This window comes from Undibacterium sp. Dicai25W (assembly GCF_049340505.1).
GTDB classification, from domain to species: Bacteria; Pseudomonadota; Gammaproteobacteria; order Burkholderiales; family Burkholderiaceae_D; genus Undibacterium; species Undibacterium jejuense.
This window is the reverse complement of the sequence record NZ_JBMPOQ010000011.1, coordinates 39,688-55,879: the sequence shown is the minus strand read 5'-3', so window position 1 is coordinate 55,879 and position 16,192 is coordinate 39,688. Positions and strand designations below refer to the sequence as shown.

The 16,192-nt window shown below is 46.9% G+C and carries 13 protein-coding genes and 1 pseudogene; 7 read left to right on the top strand and 7 right to left on the bottom strand.

The window, feature by feature from the left end; genetic code table 11:
• Positions 1 to 465: 465 nt before the first annotated feature.
• Positions 466 to 1,374 (bottom strand): class A beta-lactamase, encoded by a 909-nt coding sequence (gene bla / locus ACO0KY_RS13285; RefSeq protein ID WP_423046765.1) that lies wholly within the window; start codon positions 1,372 to 1,374, stop codon positions 466 to 468.
• A 370-nt stretch (positions 1,375 to 1,744) separates the two neighbouring features.
• Here bla and ACO0KY_RS13280 point away from each other — a divergent pair, with 370 nt between their 5' ends.
• The 6 genes from ACO0KY_RS13280 (at position 1,745) to ACO0KY_RS13255 (ending at position 9,864) form a co-directional block, all read left to right on the top strand.
• Entirely contained in the window at positions 1,745 to 3,289 is a 1,545-nt protein-coding gene (locus ACO0KY_RS13280) for a deoxyribodipyrimidine photo-lyase/cryptochrome family protein (protein WP_423046763.1), read from the top strand.
• 279 nt (positions 3,290 to 3,568) lie between these two features.
• Positions 3,569 to 4,708, top strand: coding sequence for an acyltransferase family protein (locus ACO0KY_RS13275; protein WP_423046761.1), 1,140 nt, complete (start codon positions 3,569 to 3,571; stop codon positions 4,706 to 4,708).
• Positions 4,709 to 4,975: 267 nt separating this feature from the next.
• Positions 4,976 to 5,347 (top strand): VOC family protein, encoded by a 372-nt coding sequence (locus tag ACO0KY_RS13270; RefSeq protein WP_423046759.1) that lies wholly within the window; start codon positions 4,976 to 4,978, stop codon positions 5,345 to 5,347.
• 84 nt (positions 5,348 to 5,431) lie between these two features.
• On the top strand, positions 5,432 to 6,157 hold the full coding sequence (locus tag ACO0KY_RS13265) for a DUF922 domain-containing protein (protein ID WP_423046757.1): 726 nt from the start codon (positions 5,432 to 5,434) through the stop codon (positions 6,155 to 6,157).
• 606 nt (positions 6,158 to 6,763) lie between these two features.
• Positions 6,764 to 8,206, top strand: coding sequence for a tyrosine-type recombinase/integrase (locus ACO0KY_RS13260; RefSeq protein WP_423046755.1), 1,443 nt, complete (start codon positions 6,764 to 6,766; stop codon positions 8,204 to 8,206).
• A gap of 105 nt (positions 8,207 to 8,311) precedes the next feature.
• A protein-coding gene (locus tag ACO0KY_RS13255) for an IS3 family transposase (RefSeq protein WP_423046753.1) occupies positions 8,312 to 9,864 on the top strand; the annotation gives its coding sequence in 2 pieces (ribosomal slippage) (positions 8,312 to 8,774 and positions 8,774 to 9,864; 1,554 coding nt in all).
• A 55-nt stretch (positions 9,865 to 9,919) separates the two neighbouring features.
• Here the strand turns inward: ACO0KY_RS13255 and ACO0KY_RS13250 are convergent.
• The 6 genes and pseudogenes from ACO0KY_RS13250 to ACO0KY_RS13225 all read right to left on the bottom strand — a co-directional run bounded on the left by ACO0KY_RS13250 (position 9,920) and on the right by ACO0KY_RS13225 (position 15,111).
• On the bottom strand, positions 9,920 to 11,170 hold the full coding sequence (locus ACO0KY_RS13250; RefSeq protein WP_423046751.1) for an HD-GYP domain-containing protein: 1,251 nt from the start codon (positions 11,168 to 11,170) through the stop codon (positions 9,920 to 9,922).
• 256 nt (positions 11,171 to 11,426) lie between these two features.
• Positions 11,427 to 12,785 (bottom strand): ATP-binding protein, encoded by a 1,359-nt coding sequence (locus ACO0KY_RS13245; RefSeq protein WP_423046749.1) that lies wholly within the window; start codon positions 12,783 to 12,785, stop codon positions 11,427 to 11,429.
• Positions 12,782 to 13,453, bottom strand: coding sequence for a response regulator (locus ACO0KY_RS13240; protein WP_423046747.1), 672 nt, complete (start codon positions 13,451 to 13,453; stop codon positions 12,782 to 12,784). The genes ACO0KY_RS13245 and ACO0KY_RS13240 overlap by 4 nt, the downstream gene beginning before the upstream one ends.
• A 20-nt stretch (positions 13,454 to 13,473) precedes the next feature.
• Positions 13,474 to 14,208, bottom strand: coding sequence for a cytochrome b/b6 domain-containing protein (locus ACO0KY_RS13235; RefSeq protein WP_423046745.1), 735 nt, complete (start codon positions 14,206 to 14,208; stop codon positions 13,474 to 13,476).
• Positions 14,180 to 14,596: pseudogene (locus tag ACO0KY_RS13230) on the bottom strand (diheme cytochrome c). The gene ACO0KY_RS13235 and the pseudogene ACO0KY_RS13230 overlap by 29 nt, the downstream one beginning before the upstream one ends.
• 95 nt (positions 14,597 to 14,691) lie before the next feature.
• A complete protein-coding gene (locus ACO0KY_RS13225) occupies positions 14,692 to 15,111 on the bottom strand; it encodes a DUF1924 domain-containing protein (RefSeq protein ID WP_423046743.1) in 420 nt (139 codons plus the stop codon).
• Positions 15,112 to 15,981: 870 nt separating this feature from the next.
• On the opposite strand from ACO0KY_RS13225, the gene ACO0KY_RS13220 reads away from it, so the two are divergent.
• Entirely contained in the window at positions 15,982 to 16,149 is a 168-nt protein-coding gene (locus ACO0KY_RS13220; protein WP_423046741.1) for a hypothetical protein, read from the top strand.
• Positions 16,150 to 16,192: the final 43 nt, after the last annotated feature.

Here is a 16,192-nt window from a genome sequence, read left to right as displayed (position 1 = left end):
TTAGTGAATTCGTTCACTGCCTTACTACTAATGCAGCAAAAATGAACGAAAAATATTCTTTTTATTCTTTTAAATCCAGAAAAATTGATTCATTCCCTGAAACAGAGCAACATTTTTTCTTGTAAAAGTTAAAAATAGCTTTAAATCCCATTGGTATTGGTAAGTGGATTTAATAAAAATTTTGCGCTCATTTTACTAAAGCGAATAAAATATTTTTTTATTATCACATAGATTGCGCCGAATATTCTTGTTGAACAGGCTCGAATGTCGACTTATTTACATTGCAAACACTCCTGCTGAGAAATTTTAAGCAAGCAATCAAAAAGTAATGCACGCAATGCGGAAAACGTATGATTTTGAATACGTATCGGTGCAATTTGCCTGATCGTCAATAAAGAACGGTATATACTAATTTGCTGGTTGCGATGGATGCTGGTCTGCTATTGCAGTAGACGCGATCCAACATCAAAGCCACCTCGAAATAATTTCTGCCGCTGATGCAATTACATCACTGCGAGCCTTCGCATCTTTCTCCGTTAAGCGCGTGTAAATCGCCACCACGACTGGTTCACGTCCTGGCGGCCAGATAACACCAAGGTCGTGCGCAGTGCCGAAATCACCAGTCCCAGTCTTGTCTCCAACCTGCCAATCGGCCGGAACACCTGCCCGGATTCTGGTCGCACCGGTTGTATTACCCATTAACCAGACCTTTAATTGTTTGCGTTGTTCGACACTGAGCACATCTCCCAGCAAGAGTCGGTTCAGACTTCGCCCCATAGCTTGTGGTGTTGAAGTATCGCGTAAATCGCCAGGTAAAGCGGTATTTAACTCTGTCTCCCAGCGATCTAAGCGAAACTCTTTATCACCGATCGATCGCGCAAAAGCAGTCACAACACCAGGACCACCCAGCATTTTCATCAACAAATTAGCGGAACTGTTATCACTATATTGAATCGCCGCCGCACAGAGCTCGGCCACCGTCATCCCATCGCTAACGTGTTTTTCAGAAACAGGCGAATAATTGACGAGATCACTTTGCTTATAAAAAATCCTCTCCTGTAAAAGCCCAGTTACCTGCGAACTATGTGCCAAAATAGCGGACACAAGTAGCACCTTAAACGTGCTACAAACCGGAAAGCGCACATCCGCCCGATAAGCTAACTGAGCCGAATTGGCAGTGTTAAGCGCAAATACACCCAAAACACCGCCAAGGTCATTTTCGAGCTTAGCCAGTTCAGATAATGCGGCTTCAATGGGGTATTTGTCTTTCTCCTCAGTTCTCATCTGCGCATGGATGGGAAGGGTGGTAAAAAACGGTACTAATGTCCCGAGTAATATCATTGCCCGACGATTCGAAAAATGTTTTGTATTCATGGTTATCCAGAAAAATATTTATGTAAGCGACAGTTCTGCAATTTTTCAGCATTGCTGGAAAATTGATGAGTGTCAGCGATCGGCATATTGCCGCCATCGATACTGGAAAACTGTAATTTGAAAATCCATCAATAGCAACTTCTTTGCATGGGTAATTCAAATAGACAATTGCAAAATCATCATGCGGGCATTTACTTTATCTACAACCTTAAAGGCAAATTAGACTTCGAAAGTCATGTTTGTAGCGTACTCCCTTTAATGGCCTGACTTTTTAGGCCAGGCCTTAAAATTCTAAATAGGGTATCCTATCAATCAACTCAGAGGCGCTAATGCGCCCCAATTATTAACAACGTTGACGGCACCTTCTCCTATGAACACACGACTGGTCTGGTTCAAGCGTGACCTCCGAGCGCATGACCACGAGGCGCTGGCGAAAGCCGCGCAGTTGGGTTCAATATTGTGCGTGTATATTATTGAACCGTCTGTATGGCTTAGTCCCGACAGTTCTCAGCGTCAATTTGTGTTTTTACGCGAATGCCTGCGCGACCTTTACAGGCAATTGCAATTGCTGGGCGCACGATTGCATGTGGTCACGGGCGAGGTCGTCGATGTGCTGAATCGGCTGCACCAATCGCTGCCCCTGGCAGAAATTTACTCGCATCAGGAGACCGGGAATGCGTTGACCTATGCCCGCGATTTGAAGGTGGAAAAATGGTGTCACGCTAATAGAATTGCCTGGCATGAATTTCGGCAACATGGTGTAATCCGGCGCCTGTCAAAACGTGATCAATGGAATAGCCAATGGGCGACCTTGATGAACAGTCCTCAGGAAGCTTTGCTCTCCATAGATACTGTTGACTTGCCTTGGACTACTGAATCCTGGCCTGCGTGGGAAAACTGGCAACGCGCTGAAGACCAGCCTGCCCAGATGCAAATGGGTGGCAGAGCCCACGGGCTGGCATTGCTTGAGTCCTTCCTGAATGAGCGGAGTGCGACCTATAGAGGTGGCATATCTTCGCCCCTAAGTGCACCGAGTGCCTGCTCCAGACTGTCACCCTATTTGAGCTGGGGCTGCTTGAGCATGCGCGAAGTGGTGCAGGCATCAGCCGAGAAGCTGGAGCAATTGCCCCCTGATTCGCGTGCAGCTAAGGGGGTGGCAGGATTTATGAGTCGTCTTCATTGGCATTGTCATTTTATTCAAAAGCTTGAGACCGAACCTGAAATAGAATGGTGCAATATGCATCGTGGCTATGATGGTTTGCGCGAGGCCGAGTGGAACCAGGACCATTTTTTAGCATTGACTCAGAATCGCACCGGCTGGCCTCTGGTAGATGCCTGCGTTGTCATGCTCAGAGAAACTGGTTGGCTAAATTTTCGGATGCGCGCCATGCTAGTTTCGGTGGCGGCCTATCCGCTGTGGCTGCACTGGAAGCGGGTAGGGGATTGGCTGGCAACGCAGTTTGTTGATTACGAACCAGGTATCCACTGGAGCCAGATGCAAATGCAGTCTGGCACCACAGGCATTAACACCACTCGCGTTTACAATCCGATCAAACAAGCTCGAGATCACGATCCGGATGGGAGGTTCGTCCGCCGGTGGTTGCCACTATTGCGCAAGGTACCCGACAGTTGGTTATTTGAGCCCTGGAAAATGCCGCCTGAAGTTCAACGATATTGTGGTGTTACAGTGGGAGATCCAGGTTCTGGAGAACAATTCTGGCCTATCCCACCAGTTGATCTCGAAGAAGCTACCCGTATCGCAAAAAATCGCCTGCACGCTCGCCGCGTTCAGCCCGAGGTTCGAGCTGCAAAAAATGAGATTCTCGAACGCCACGGCTCCCGCGCTAACTCTCGCATTAGAACAGAGGGCCGGAAATCCGCCAGGGTCAATACGCAGACCAGTTTTGATTTTTAGGAAAAGCACGGTTCGTGTCGAACGAGGCACAGATAAGTAGTCAGCTCTGATCACCGCGATTGCTCAGTATGAGCAGATTTATCATGCACTACATTATCAAAATGGATTACTCAATATCAAGAGTGAATATATAAAATATAGATCATTAAAAGCCACCTTGCCGCCCCTCAAACTTTAGATCCATTCAATATTGATTTACCAACTGTGTTGTGCCATGATGCGTGACCCACTTTACCTTCATAGGCTGGGCTGCGCTACCTCATTTCGTAAGGTGCTCGTATGATTTCATCCACTACTGTCCGTCTACCATGGATCGACAATCTTCGTACTTTGCTGATTATCTTGGTCGTCAACCTCCATGTCTGCGTGACTTATAGCCATGTTGGCGATTGGTACTTTATGAGTGCACAAGAACCTACACTGGCCGAGAAGGTTCCGTTCATCATTTGGCAGGCTCATCTCCAGTCATTTTTCATGGGCCTGTTATTCTTTATTTCTGCTTATTTTGCGTACAGCTCAATCGCCCGTCACGGAGTACGTGCCTTCGTCCGCGAGCGACTACTTCGTCTCGGACTTCCGGCATTGCTTTACATGTTGCTGATTCATCCGTTCATTCTGCTGGGATTGAATCCGTGGGACTTTAATTTCGGCCCTCCGGTAGAGTTTTATGTTAATTATCTTCGTACGGGAAAATTCATCGGCTCCACGGGACCGCTTTGGTTCGCCGTTGCGTTGCTACTTTTCAGTCTGGCGTTTGCGGCTTGGCGTTTGGCACGCCCCCGGTCCAATGATCCGCGGCCAGTTACCGTACCAACTGGCACGTTCATCTTGTTGTTCTCGCTCGCTCTTGGTTTAGGTTCCTTCACTATGCGCATCGTGCAGCCCATCGGGACTAGTGTATTAAATATGCAGCTGTGTTTCTTTGTGCAATACATTGCGTTCTTTCTCGCAGGCTTGTGTACAGCACGTAACGGTTGGTTACTACCAATGGCTTCGTCCTCGTACGCTCGTATCGGCGGCAAGTTAGCCCTATTCGGTGGTCCGCCCCTGTTGCTTACGATTATTATCATTGGTGCGAAAACAGCGGCACCAGAAGCATTCTTTGGAGGGTGGCACTGGCAGTCTTTCTGCTACGCTGTTTGGGAGCAACTCGTTGGCGTCGGTCTCTCGCTCGGCTTGCTCATGTTTTTCTCACGCAAATGCAACGCCGAAAACAAAAAACTGCGTTGGCTCTCTGACCGTTCCTTCGGCGTCTACGTTTTGCATGCCCCGGTCATTATTGCCTTGGCAATGCTCTTTCGGACTTTGCCGCTGAATATTTATGCTCACGTTACCCTTCTTACGTTGACGGGACTTGCTGCCAGCTACGCTGTGACTGACATCGGTCGCCGCCTACCTGGTTTGCGGAACATCTTGTAAGTTCCATAAACTAGTTTCAACACTTTGAAATTCAATGATTCAAGCGCACAGACGCATCCTTTAGCGACCACTTTGTTGAATACGAATGTTAAACAGGAGCTAATGAGTAACGCTCAGGGCCGTATTGAAAACACAACTGATGAATAAAGTTATTCTTCGAAATAAAAGTGTTGGCACGTAACTACCTGTGAAGCTTTAGTCCAATTGTTGTTTAGAATTGGCAGAATAAATTTCCACATAAAATCACCTAAATTTATTGGATTAATTATGCCGCTCTCAATGAATCGACTCATACTCTATGTACGTGATGTTTCGTTGTTGAAACGCTTTTACCAAAAACACTTTTCCTTTGACCTTGTCGAGGAGATTTCGGATGAGTGGGTTGTACTTAACACTGGCCGAATAGAGCTTGCCTTTCACCGAGTAGGTATGCCCTGGCGTGACCTACCATTAAGTCGTTCAAGTTCAAACGTCAAAATGGTTTTTATTGTTAAATCAGGACTGCCTGAGCTACGTGCATCGTTATTAAGTGCCGGCGTAGTCATGGGTGGTATCAAGCGTTATGATGGATTTTCTCAATTGATGTGCGATGGCGAAGACCCTGAGGGAAACGTCTTCCAACTTTCTCAACCTGATTGAAGCTGCATATGATTGAGAACTACCTGCACATAGCGGTCGAATTTAAGTAAAACGAAATTAAACAATAGAGAAATGTGAGCTGACGTGTCTAATCCGTTAAATTTGATTAGGTTTCACCCGCTACTGCTCTTTAGCGCCGTTTTTTTTATCGTAGTCGTGGTCAGCTTATTTCAGGGCAGAGTTACACGTCGCTTTGCTACACCAGTCTATCGTGCTGACGATCCTACTTCATTTTGGAATTACATAGCTCTGTATGCCGTATTGGGTACCGTTAGTTTGTTCTTCACCGTAAAAAACTGGAGCACAAAATTTGATCCGCCGGAGTATTCCTGGTACATCGCGACGGCTAAGCCGGAGCAGTCCTTGGAGATGGTATTGCAAGCCGCGTCAAACATTCATCCAAACGGCGGCACTGCCTACGGCCTGACAAATTGGTATGTCAATTGGCATTTTCAGTGGTCGCAAGAAAAGCATGGAAATGGGTGTTGGATTAGCAGCGTCTACACGACTTTGAATTCCAGAATCGTATTGCCAAGACTGGTCAATGCGACGTCAGCTCAGCAGGAGAAATTCAACATATTTTTCGATGCCCTACGATTACATCAACTGGCTCATTATGAATTTGGAAAAAGTGCTGCCCTGGAAATAGAAAGAAAAATTTCAGACCTTCCGAAAATGCAGGATTGCATGGTTCTTGAAGCGACTGCAAATGCATTAGGTGAGAAGATTATAAAAGATTACCAAACCAAGGGGCGGGCGTATGATATATCAAACACCTTTCTGCAGTCACAGCATGCAATGCTTGAATAGCACATAAAAATGGTGCCGCACCTGGCGATATAGCCTCTTTGGTTCTATTGGTTCACATTTAACTTTTTTGCCAATGTGAGCTTACCCGAAATTTAACTCCCCAAAAGTGACGTAAAACAAACGTAACTTTGGAAAGGTAAATGATGAACAGGCGATCCGTATGAATTCAAGGAAATTTAGTACGGATGACGAGGTTTCAAAGTACTACCTCTATCTGACTAAATCCAGTTTCCCATAATAGTTGGTTTCAGAATATTCGACATAGGTTATGGATAGAAATTTGAAATCAAAGATTTTTTCTTACTAAACCTCTTACCAGATCCCTGAAAACAAAAAAGACCTACAAATATGAAATTTGTAAGTCTTTGATTTTATTGGTCGGGACGGCAAGATTCGAACTTGCGACCCCGTGCACCCCATGCACGTCTTGCGATGTTTTTTAGCGTTTTTTGAGATTTAATATTTTTAAATATATTCATTTAAAATCAATTACTTATAAGATTTAGTGTCCAAGAATGTTTTTTTTCGTTTTTTAAAATCTAATTAATCTGTAGGGGTAAATGTTGGGGTAAAATTCCCGACTTCCGACCCATTGCATTAATAAGAATGACAAAATTTACACAAAAAACATTGGAGGCAATTACACCCGATAAGCATGGTGAAACCATCCGTGAAGATGGTGGCTTGTTTGGGCGGATTCGTGCAAACAGCAATGGTATATCGATTTCTTTCTATTATCGCTATCGCTGGCAATCCAAAACAAGGGATCTATCTTGCGGTACGTGGCCTACTGACTCCATGCCAATCATTCGTAAAAAACGCGATGATGCGAAAAATAAGGTAGCCAACGGGATTGATCCTGGCGAACAAAAGAAAGTAAAAAAGATTGAGATCCAAGAAGCGATGCTGGCCAAGATCGCTGAGCATGAGAAGCAGCGACGCGAAGATCTTACCGTTACCGACTTGTTCAATGCATGGATTGACAATGGTGTTCGTCGCGAAGACGGTAACGCAGTCCTTAAGCGCACTTTTAGCGTCGACGCGCTCCCTTACATTGGCACAATCAAGGTCAGTAAGCTCACTGAAGCAGACTTGATTAGCGTATTGCGAAGGATGGTAGAGCGGGGCGTAAATCGCTCTGCCGTACTGATGAATAACAGCTTCAAGCAAATGTTCTCGTGGGCAGAGAAGCGTCAGCCTTGGCGCAAGCTAATGATCGAGGGTAATCCAGCCGATCTCGTAGAGATCGATAATATCGTCAGCCCTGATTACGACATGGATAATATTCGATCAAGGATTTTGTCAGATCATGAAATATTTGAGCTGAATATGCTCCTCCAAATCCAAGAAATGAAATATGAGAATGCGTCTAACCGCCGTAGTGCAGAACGACCTGTGGTAAAGACGACGCAGCTAGCATTCTGGATCATGCTGTCGACAATTTGTAGGGTAGGGGAATTAAGTATGTCCCGTTGGAAGCATGTCGATTTTGAATCGAAAACTTGGCTAATTCCCAAAAAGAACGTTAAAAATAAAGTATCTGCAATCGTGATCTATCTGTCTGACTATGCTTTGTATTACTTCAAAAAACTCTACGAAATTACAGGTTACAGCGATTGGTGCTTTCCAGACTCGACAGGTGAGAATTGCATTGGTCGAAAGGTCATCGCAGATCAAATCAGCGACCGTCAGGTGATGTTTAAACTTGATGCAGACGGCAATCCAGCGTGCCCAAAGAAAAATCGTAAGAACGATAACTCACTGGTGCTGGGCCGTGGTGAAAACGGCAAATGGACACCTCATGACCTTCGCCGGACAGGCTCCACCATCATGCAAAGATTGAATATCCCCTTAGTTACTATCAACCGATGCCAAAATCACGTTGTTCCGGGTGAGAAGGTGAACAGGCATTATTTGCACCATGATTACGCCCGAGAAACTAAAGAGGCGTGGGACTTGCTTGGTGATTACTTGGGAGTCGCGATGAGGGGCGATGATACAGAAGAATTCGTGTTGTCCAATACAGTAACAAACCGAATACCTATGTAGATTGATTTTTCTGAATCAACCAAATTTGCTTTTCCCCCTATGTCAGGATAGATGTCGCGTCAATTAATTCACATCAACCGTATTGGGGCGGAGTAAAGACATGCAGTGAATCGTTATCCAGCAGAACGCAAGGAGGCCATCCTTAAGCAGATGATGCCGCCAATGAATAAATCAGTTTCAGTATTGGCCCGTGAGAACGGCATAACGGAGCAAACACTCTATACTTGGCGACGAAATTTAAAATCGCAGGGAGTGCCGGTGCCAGGAAATGGAAAAAATGCCGAGGAATGGTCCTCGAACGACAAGTTTAGCGTTGTGCTGGAAACAGCCCACCTGAACGAGGCGCAGCTGGCACAATATTGCCGCAGCAAGGGATTGTTCGTCGAACAGATTGTGGAATGGCGCAGAGCCTGTCAGGAAGCAAATGCATCATCAGTCGATCGCAACCGTGAGCAGCGCGACCAGAGTAAAAGCGACCGCAAAGAGATCAAGCAATTGAAGAAGGAATTACAGCGCAAGGAGAAAGCGCTGGCCGAAGCAGCTGCGCTGATTATTCTCAGAAAAAAAGCCCAGGCGATCTGGGGGGATCCCGAGGAAGATTAATCGGGACTCTGGATCGCCAGAACATCATAGTATTAATTGAAGACGCCGTTAGCAGTGGTAGTAGACGCGCGGCAGCCTGTGCCATGCTTGACATCAGCCTGCGCAGCTACCAGCGCTGGACACGTGAAGGTGGCCATGGAATTGTAGATGGGCGCAAAGGTTGTCAACGTGCGGCACCGGCTAACAAACTGAGCGACGAGGAGCGGCAGCAGATTCTTGTGGTGGCCAATAGCACTGAATTTGCCAGCAGCCCGCCAAGCCAGATGGTGCCGACTCTGGCGGATCGCGGTGAGTATTTGGCGTCGGAGTCGACCATTTACCGGATATTGAAAGCCGAGGAGCAGCAGCATCACCGGGGACGCGCAAGCAAACCGAGTACCAGAGTTGTTACAAGCCACTGTGCTACTGAACCGAATCGTCTGTGGGCTTGGGATATTACCTGGCTGCCGGCAGATGTGAAGGGGCTGTATTTTTACTGGTACATGGTGCTCGATGTTTACAGTCGAAAGATTGTCGGGCATGAAATTCATGTCGCAGAGTCGGCTGAACTGGCATCACTGCTGCTGCGGCGTGCAAGTCTGGCTGAGGGACTGGCTGGCCGTGAAGTGGTACTGCATTCGGATAACGGTAGTGCGATGAAGGGTGCGACGATGCTGGCAACGCTGGAAAGGCTGGGGATCATTCCATCGTTCAGCAGGCCACGGGTGAGCAACGACAATGCCTATGCGGAGTCACTGTTTCGGACTTGCAAATACCGGCCGAACTATCCGAGCAAGCCGTTCGCCACGATAGAAGATGCGCGGGATTGGACAATGAAATTTGTACAGTGGTACAACCACCAGCATAAGCACAGCGCTCTGAAATTTGTGACGCCAGCACAGCGTCATGATGGCCGCGATGCAGCAATCTTGCGACAACGTGTACAGGTCTTTGAAGTAGCGAAACAACGGCATCCAGAGCGCTGGTCTGGTGCGACGCGGGATTGGAAATTGAAGGACGAGGTCTGGCTGAATCCGAAACGAAATCAGGCAGAGGAACTAATGCTAGCAGCATGACTTGACGCGACATCTTTGTTGACAACTACCGATTATATGCGCTCATAAATTTGCTCTAAATTTTGAAATAATTTCTAATTTGTATTTCCAATAATCGGCGAGCATTTACTTCGGTATTGTCTTGCAGTGCATCACGTATTTCGTCAGCGATTTGTTCAAATATCCGCATTATTTGGGGATCAAAATGAATTCCAGTTTCCCTACGCAAGGCTTCCATTACTAAGTCAAATGGCATTGCCTCCTTATAGGGACGTTTTGATGAAAGTGCATCGAATACGTCCGCAACAGCAAAAATACGTGCGGAAAGAGGAATCGCCTCGCCTTTTAACCGCCGTGGATATCCACTTCCATTCCATTTTTCATGATGCCCCGCAACAACCTCACTTGCACCATCTAACCACCCCATCCCTTTAACAATATCCTCTCCCTGAGTTACGTGAGTTCGCATAATCGACATCTCAGCTTCGTCGAGACGGCCAGGCTTAAGGAGAATCGCATCAGGAATTCCAATTTTCCCTACATCATGCAAAAGACTTCCTGCAATGAGCGCTTGCATTTGACGTTTATTAAACTGCATTTGCTCACCAATCCGAGCGGAAATCCATGCAACCCGATAGTTATGAGCGCCTGTATCAGAGTCGCGCTTCGCAGTTGCACGCCCCAATGCCTCCATCATGTAAATATGTGAATTAAGGACATCAATCGTACGTCGCGAATTTTCTAAGGATAAATTTACGACAATAGGATAAATAGTAATTCCGCATAAAACTGATGCTAGACAAGCGATCAACGCGATTTTGTAGGCAGAGGAATTGATTTCTTTTCGTTGCCAATCGGGAACTAAACGGACGCCCTCAAAATAGCCGATTATTTTTTCTGATCCGGACATTTTCAATGGAACAAAAACTCTAAGTACCCATTGATCTTGAATTGAGAAGCTCTCATAGAATGGTACTTTGTAATGAGGGTTTTTATGCCGCGGTAACTTATCCTCAATTGCGCTTCCATGATCAGTAACTGACTCAGCTAGTTTTACGCCTTCAGCGTTATATAGTTCTGCGATATCGAATAGTCCGCCCGATAGCGTTTCAACGGCTGATTTTGCAGTCTCTTTTGCGCTTTCGTTTGTGAGCTCAGGCAAATTAAAATGGCGAAGCAACCTGCTAGATTCTTCTATTGCCAATGAAACTACACTATTTTCCGCCCCTTCTGTGCTAACGAACCAGGCCAATGGTGCTGAAACTATTGCTAATAGCAAACTTACTAAGGCAATTCTTCTGGCCGCTTGTTTATTAATCTGATTCATCTCTTCGCCCCGTAATGTGACAAACCAATCTTAAACAACATTCAAATGTGCTATCAATGATTCATCGCTTCAGGTAAAACGTGTGCTTCCAACATCCTTGATATTACAATAGTTAAATTCCTACTGACGTTGGATAGCAAATATTAATCCGGCTTGAATAGAAAAGCGTAATATATATAACGTGATTATGCGAGATGGAACGCAACCCAGACAAAAATCGAAAATGAGATTAGGAGTACGCCTACTCTCAGTTGCATCAGTACCTTTGAAAATCCGTCCAAATGATATGTACCGCCAGCCCACCTAATTGCTTAGAACGCTCAACATGAAGTTCAAGTTGATGTACTTGCGCTATGCGACGGGCAATTGACCAGCCCAGCCCACTGCCGCTCTCGCCATTGCCGACAACCCTGAAAAATCTTTCGCCAAGCCGGGCGATGTTTGTATCGCTGAGACCTTGGCCGCTATCCTCGATGATCAGAATAACCGTTCCTTCGTCAAGGCGAACACTTATTTGAATATTTGCAGAGGATGCGCTGTAGCGAATAGCGTTATCAAGGAGATTGCGAATCAATGCTGCAAGCAGAGTCCCATTACCGTGGACGAGACAATTCTCGGCGCTAATAAATTCCAATACCTGGTTTTTTCGAATCGCCGCCGACGCTAACGCCGCAATAACTTCTTTGGTCAGAGAATTCAAATCGACTTTATCCTGTGACGATGGAGAAAGAGCTTCCAACCTGGAGAGTGTCAACAACTGCTCTACTAGGTGCGTCGCGCGGTCGCATCCTTCCAAGGTATTCTGGAGGGCGTGTCGACGCAGGTCGTCATTCGCTTCTGCCAATGCAACTTGTGCTTGAGCACGTATCGCGGCGATCGGAGTGCGAAGTTCATGCGCTGCATCTGCTGTAAAACGCCGCTCTGATTCCAGTAAGTTGCCAATACGCTCAAACAGGTGATTCAGTGAATCAACCATCGGTAGCAATTCGGACGACATATCATCGATTTTTATCGGATGAAGTGCTTGTGGTTCACGCACAGCCAATGCCTGCCCAAGTTGCCGTACAGGAGCGAATCCTCGTCGCACCGCCCACCAGATCGCGAATCCTAAAAAAGGTAGCGCAAAAATCATTGGCCAGAGTGTGCTTCGCAGCACAGCCCACAATATGGCCGAACGCGCAGCAAATTGCTCACCAACATAAACCTGAACATCATTTTCGGCACCGCGTGTCGCAAATACGCGCCAAGCAACGCCGTCGATGGTGGCAGAGGTAAATCCATTTGTAAAATGCTGCAAAGTTCCAGCCATAGGCGTTGCAGGCGCATTCGATGATCGCATCGCAAGGTGGCTCTCATGAAATACCTGAAACGCTACTTTGGGTGCGTACCGGTGCAAAATGGGTGTATCGATGTTTTCTTCATTACCTTCGATTTCTCGGGATTGCTGCACAACAAGCAAAGATGCCGCTTGCGCCAAATGACCGTCAAGTAAATCATCGAGTTCGTCGCGAACATCCACCCACGTCATTACCGCTGTCACGATCCAGACGACTGATACCAGAGCAAATACAAGAAAAAGCAATCTTTTCTGCAATGAATATGATCTGGTAATCATGAGTTCGCCGCCTGCCGAACCAAAATATAACCAACACCGCGTACTGTCTGAATCAACGATGTTCCCAATTTTCGTCTCAGATTGTGAATGTGCACCTCCACTGCATTACTATCGACTTCCTGCCCCCAGCTATACAGATATTGCTCAAGCTGCTCACGCGACAATACATGATCGACATTAAGCATAAACGCCTGAAGCAAATCGAATTCGCGCGACGATAACACAACAGATTTCCCGGCTTTCTGCACCGTCCTTGAAGCTGGTTCAAGCAGAATGTCCTGCGCACTCAAATGCTCCTGCGCCTGACCATGAGCGCGTCGCACGAGAGCACGCAAACGCGCAGCGAGTTCATGGATATCGACGGGTTTGATGACATAATCATCTGCCCCGACATCGAGTCCACGAATTCGATCCGGAATTGCGTCGCGTGCAGTGAGAATAAGAACTGGAAGGAAGATGCCCGCTTTGCGAACCGTTGCAAGAACCTCCAATCCGTCCTTTTGCGGCAATCCGAGATCGAGAACTGCGGCGACGAATTCCTGGGCGCGCAGTTCGCGTTCGGCAGCGATGCCATCACGCACCCAATCGACCTGAAAACCAAGCTGACGTAAGCCCGCTCTAAGGCCATCACCCAATAACGGATCGTCTTCGACAAGTAGAATATGCATGATATCGATTGTCGCACGAGTTAATCGTCATTGTCATTCTTGTCTCCTACTTTGCCGACCGATGCCCGGTCGCTTGTCTGTGTCGCCGCTGTTGGATTTGCTTGCCAAGTGACCACCCAATATCCCAATACCACGACGATGATCAGTGCGGCAACACTACGCCAGATTTTCGTAATTCCATCGCGTGGCTGCCCCGACTTCGCCCCGAAGATCATCGCCCCGATGAGGTTTTCCCGTTGCAACCAACTGCTAACAAAAACGCCAATAACATGTATGCCAATGATCGCAAGCATGATGTTGGCAGTCGCTTCATGTACTTCACTCAACCAGTCGCCGCCGATGTCGGAATAGGTTGCCCATCCGGTCAAGCTAACGCAGGCTGCAAGGCTCAACAATGCGACAATCGCCAAAGCACCCGCTGGATTGTGACCGACATGATGGTCTGGGCGGCCATGAAATTGGTCACTTAGGTGGTGCATGACCGCCTTCGGACCACGAATGAATGATGAAAAGCGGGCGTAACGAGTTCCTATAAAACCCCACACAAAACGAAAAAAAATTAAGCCCACCATCGTGTACCCCAAGGTGACATGTACCACGCGCCAGCGCTCACTCTCGGATGTAAGGTAGGCACCAGCGAAGCAGAACACTAGTAACCAGTGAAAAACCCGAACAGGAACATCCCATACAAGAATTTTGCCTGCCTCAGAATCGGTCTTAGGTGATTTATCGGGGGATGTGGATTGAGCGCTCATTGAAATCTCCTTTGTCGGATTGTGTGTGGCATGCGATACAATTGGATGCACTTTTGACCTATGGAAGCTTCCAGATGGCCGGTGATACTTCATCGTGTTCGCGGATAAACCATCCAGTGCGGGTAATGCGGTCTTCAGCTGGTCTTTCCTGTTTGGTCGCGGCGTTTGCCGTCAACCAGGTCGAGAGAGATTTAACAGTGGCCGGATCAAGTGAAGCATCAACCCCGTAATGATGCGGTAAGTTTTTCAATATCCCTTGCCACGATGTTGAAGGAAGCATCCCCGGTGGGTAGGCAATATGACACGTGGCACACTCTTGGCGATAGCTTGGTAAAAGTGGCAGGCTGGCAGTTCGACGGTCATCGTCTGCGTAGCCAGTTTGACACATCCCTAGTAACAGGAAAAAACCAAAGGAAGCGTATTGAAGACGCGATAGAGTTAAGGTTTGCATGATCTTTCCAGTGTGAACGGCACTCGGTGACATCAGGATTTGAACGACAGCAGCCACGCCAGGACATCCGCCTTTTCCTGCGCAGTACACACGCGACCGGCAACGTCGTTGCAATTGCGGCGAAACCATTTCTCGACTTTGGTCGGATTGGTAAATCGTTCACGTTCGGCAGCAGGGGCAAGCGGCGTAATCACTTTTTCAGTCATCACATGCTTGCCAGCTTGATTAGGGCTCTCTGTATGACATGTCGCGCAGCGCCACTCGTGACCATGTGTCTGAGTAAAGAATTGCTGTCCGCGCGCTGGCACTGCCGGACTTCCTGCCTGTGCCACATAACCAGCAAGCAGTTCAGCTGGCGTCGCGGCCAAAGATGGTAAGGTAGTAGTTGACGCAGTCAAAATGACAGCTACAACTAATAAGTCAGGAATATTAAATCGAGGTAACAGTTTCATGTGCTCTCCTTTTTTGTCATCATGCGATATCAACCTTAAGGTTTTCTTAGCATCGCCACATCGTTGCAAGCAAGGACGCTCTCTTTTCGAACTGATAAATCTGATCTGCGACATTAGCTTTATGGGTACTGCTATGGATACCCTGAGCTTGCTAAGTATAGAAATAGACACAAGTCTATAAATTGAAGGTAAATTTTCTTGTATGCCTTACGATGACTTTCTCGGCCGTTTCTTTTATATAGAGAGTTTTTTCACGTGTGTTTACGACGTCAAGAACACGTTATAGGAACGTTGTATAACCCAAAATAGTAAGAACGAATTTTTCTGCGCGGTTCAAAACTGCCATCGCAACTCCCGAGTGCACGCGTGACTATAAAACGCACAACCAGATTAAGTTTCGTAAATTCAAGTTCGCCCCGCCACGTCGCATGCTGACAATTTAGCGCGCCGATTATGAAACGTATGTTCGATAACAAACAAATATTGCTAGTACAAATTTTTTTGTAATCACAAATTGAGTGCGAAAGATAACAAAGGAAAAAACTGAAAGCGGTGAAACTATCGTTACCTCGATTGAAGGTGGATTGATAAGAATAAGCGCGGGTCTGCAATTTATGACAGTTCTAGTCTCTTCGTTGAAGAGCATAAGTATAGATACGCTTTTCGCTCCATGTAGATGTGCAGGCGAAGGAGATTATGTGTCACCAGAATTGATCGTATGGATTGCCAAGCGGACATCATCGGCACGCCGACTTTGCTCTGTCTGCACTTGTGCATTTTTGCTTGCCGCGGCCGGTCAGTTACGTGGGAAATGTGCAGCCATATTGAGATTGGGTGGAGAGGTTAAAGCGGCTCCATTCGGATATCGACATGGATGCTGACAAGATATTCATTCTTGATAGTAATGTCAGGATCTCGGCAGGTGTGACCGTAGGTATTGACTTTACGTTAGCGTTGATTGAAGAGGATTTCGGCCATAATATCCTGATAGACAGCGCACGCCAAATGGTGATGTTGGTAAAGCGTTTGGGAGGGTAATCGCATTAGCGTTACCCTAACCACACAGACAGCCCAATACGGG

Coding starts and splice junctions, on each gene's coding strand:
- bla (WP_423046765.1), bottom strand. CDS start 1,374: ATGAATACAAAACATTTTTCGAATCGTCGGGCAATGATATTACTCGGG.
- ACO0KY_RS13280 (WP_423046763.1), top strand. CDS start 1,745: ATGAACACACGACTGGTCTGGTTCAAGCGTGACCTCCGAGCGCATGAC.
- ACO0KY_RS13275 (WP_423046761.1), top strand. CDS start 3,569: ATGATTTCATCCACTACTGTCCGTCTACCATGGATCGACAATCTTCGT.
- ACO0KY_RS13270 (WP_423046759.1), top strand. CDS start 4,976: ATGCCGCTCTCAATGAATCGACTCATACTCTATGTACGTGATGTTTCG.
- ACO0KY_RS13260 (WP_423046755.1), top strand. CDS start 6,764: ATGACAAAATTTACACAAAAAACATTGGAGGCAATTACACCCGATAAG.
- ACO0KY_RS13250 (WP_423046751.1), bottom strand. CDS start 11,170: ATGAATCAGATTAATAAACAAGCGGCCAGAAGAATTGCCTTAGTAAGT.
- ACO0KY_RS13245 (WP_423046749.1), bottom strand. CDS start 12,785: ATGATTACCAGATCATATTCATTGCAGAAAAGATTGCTTTTTCTTGTA.
- ACO0KY_RS13240 (WP_423046747.1), bottom strand. CDS start 13,453: ATGCATATTCTACTTGTCGAAGACGATCCGTTATTGGGTGATGGCCTT.
- ACO0KY_RS13235 (WP_423046745.1), bottom strand. CDS start 14,208: ATGAGCGCTCAATCCACATCCCCCGATAAATCACCTAAGACCGATTCT.
- ACO0KY_RS13225 (WP_423046743.1), bottom strand. CDS start 15,111: ATGAAACTGTTACCTCGATTTAATATTCCTGACTTATTAGTTGTAGCT.
- ACO0KY_RS13220 (WP_423046741.1), top strand. CDS start 15,982: ATGGATGCTGACAAGATATTCATTCTTGATAGTAATGTCAGGATCTCG.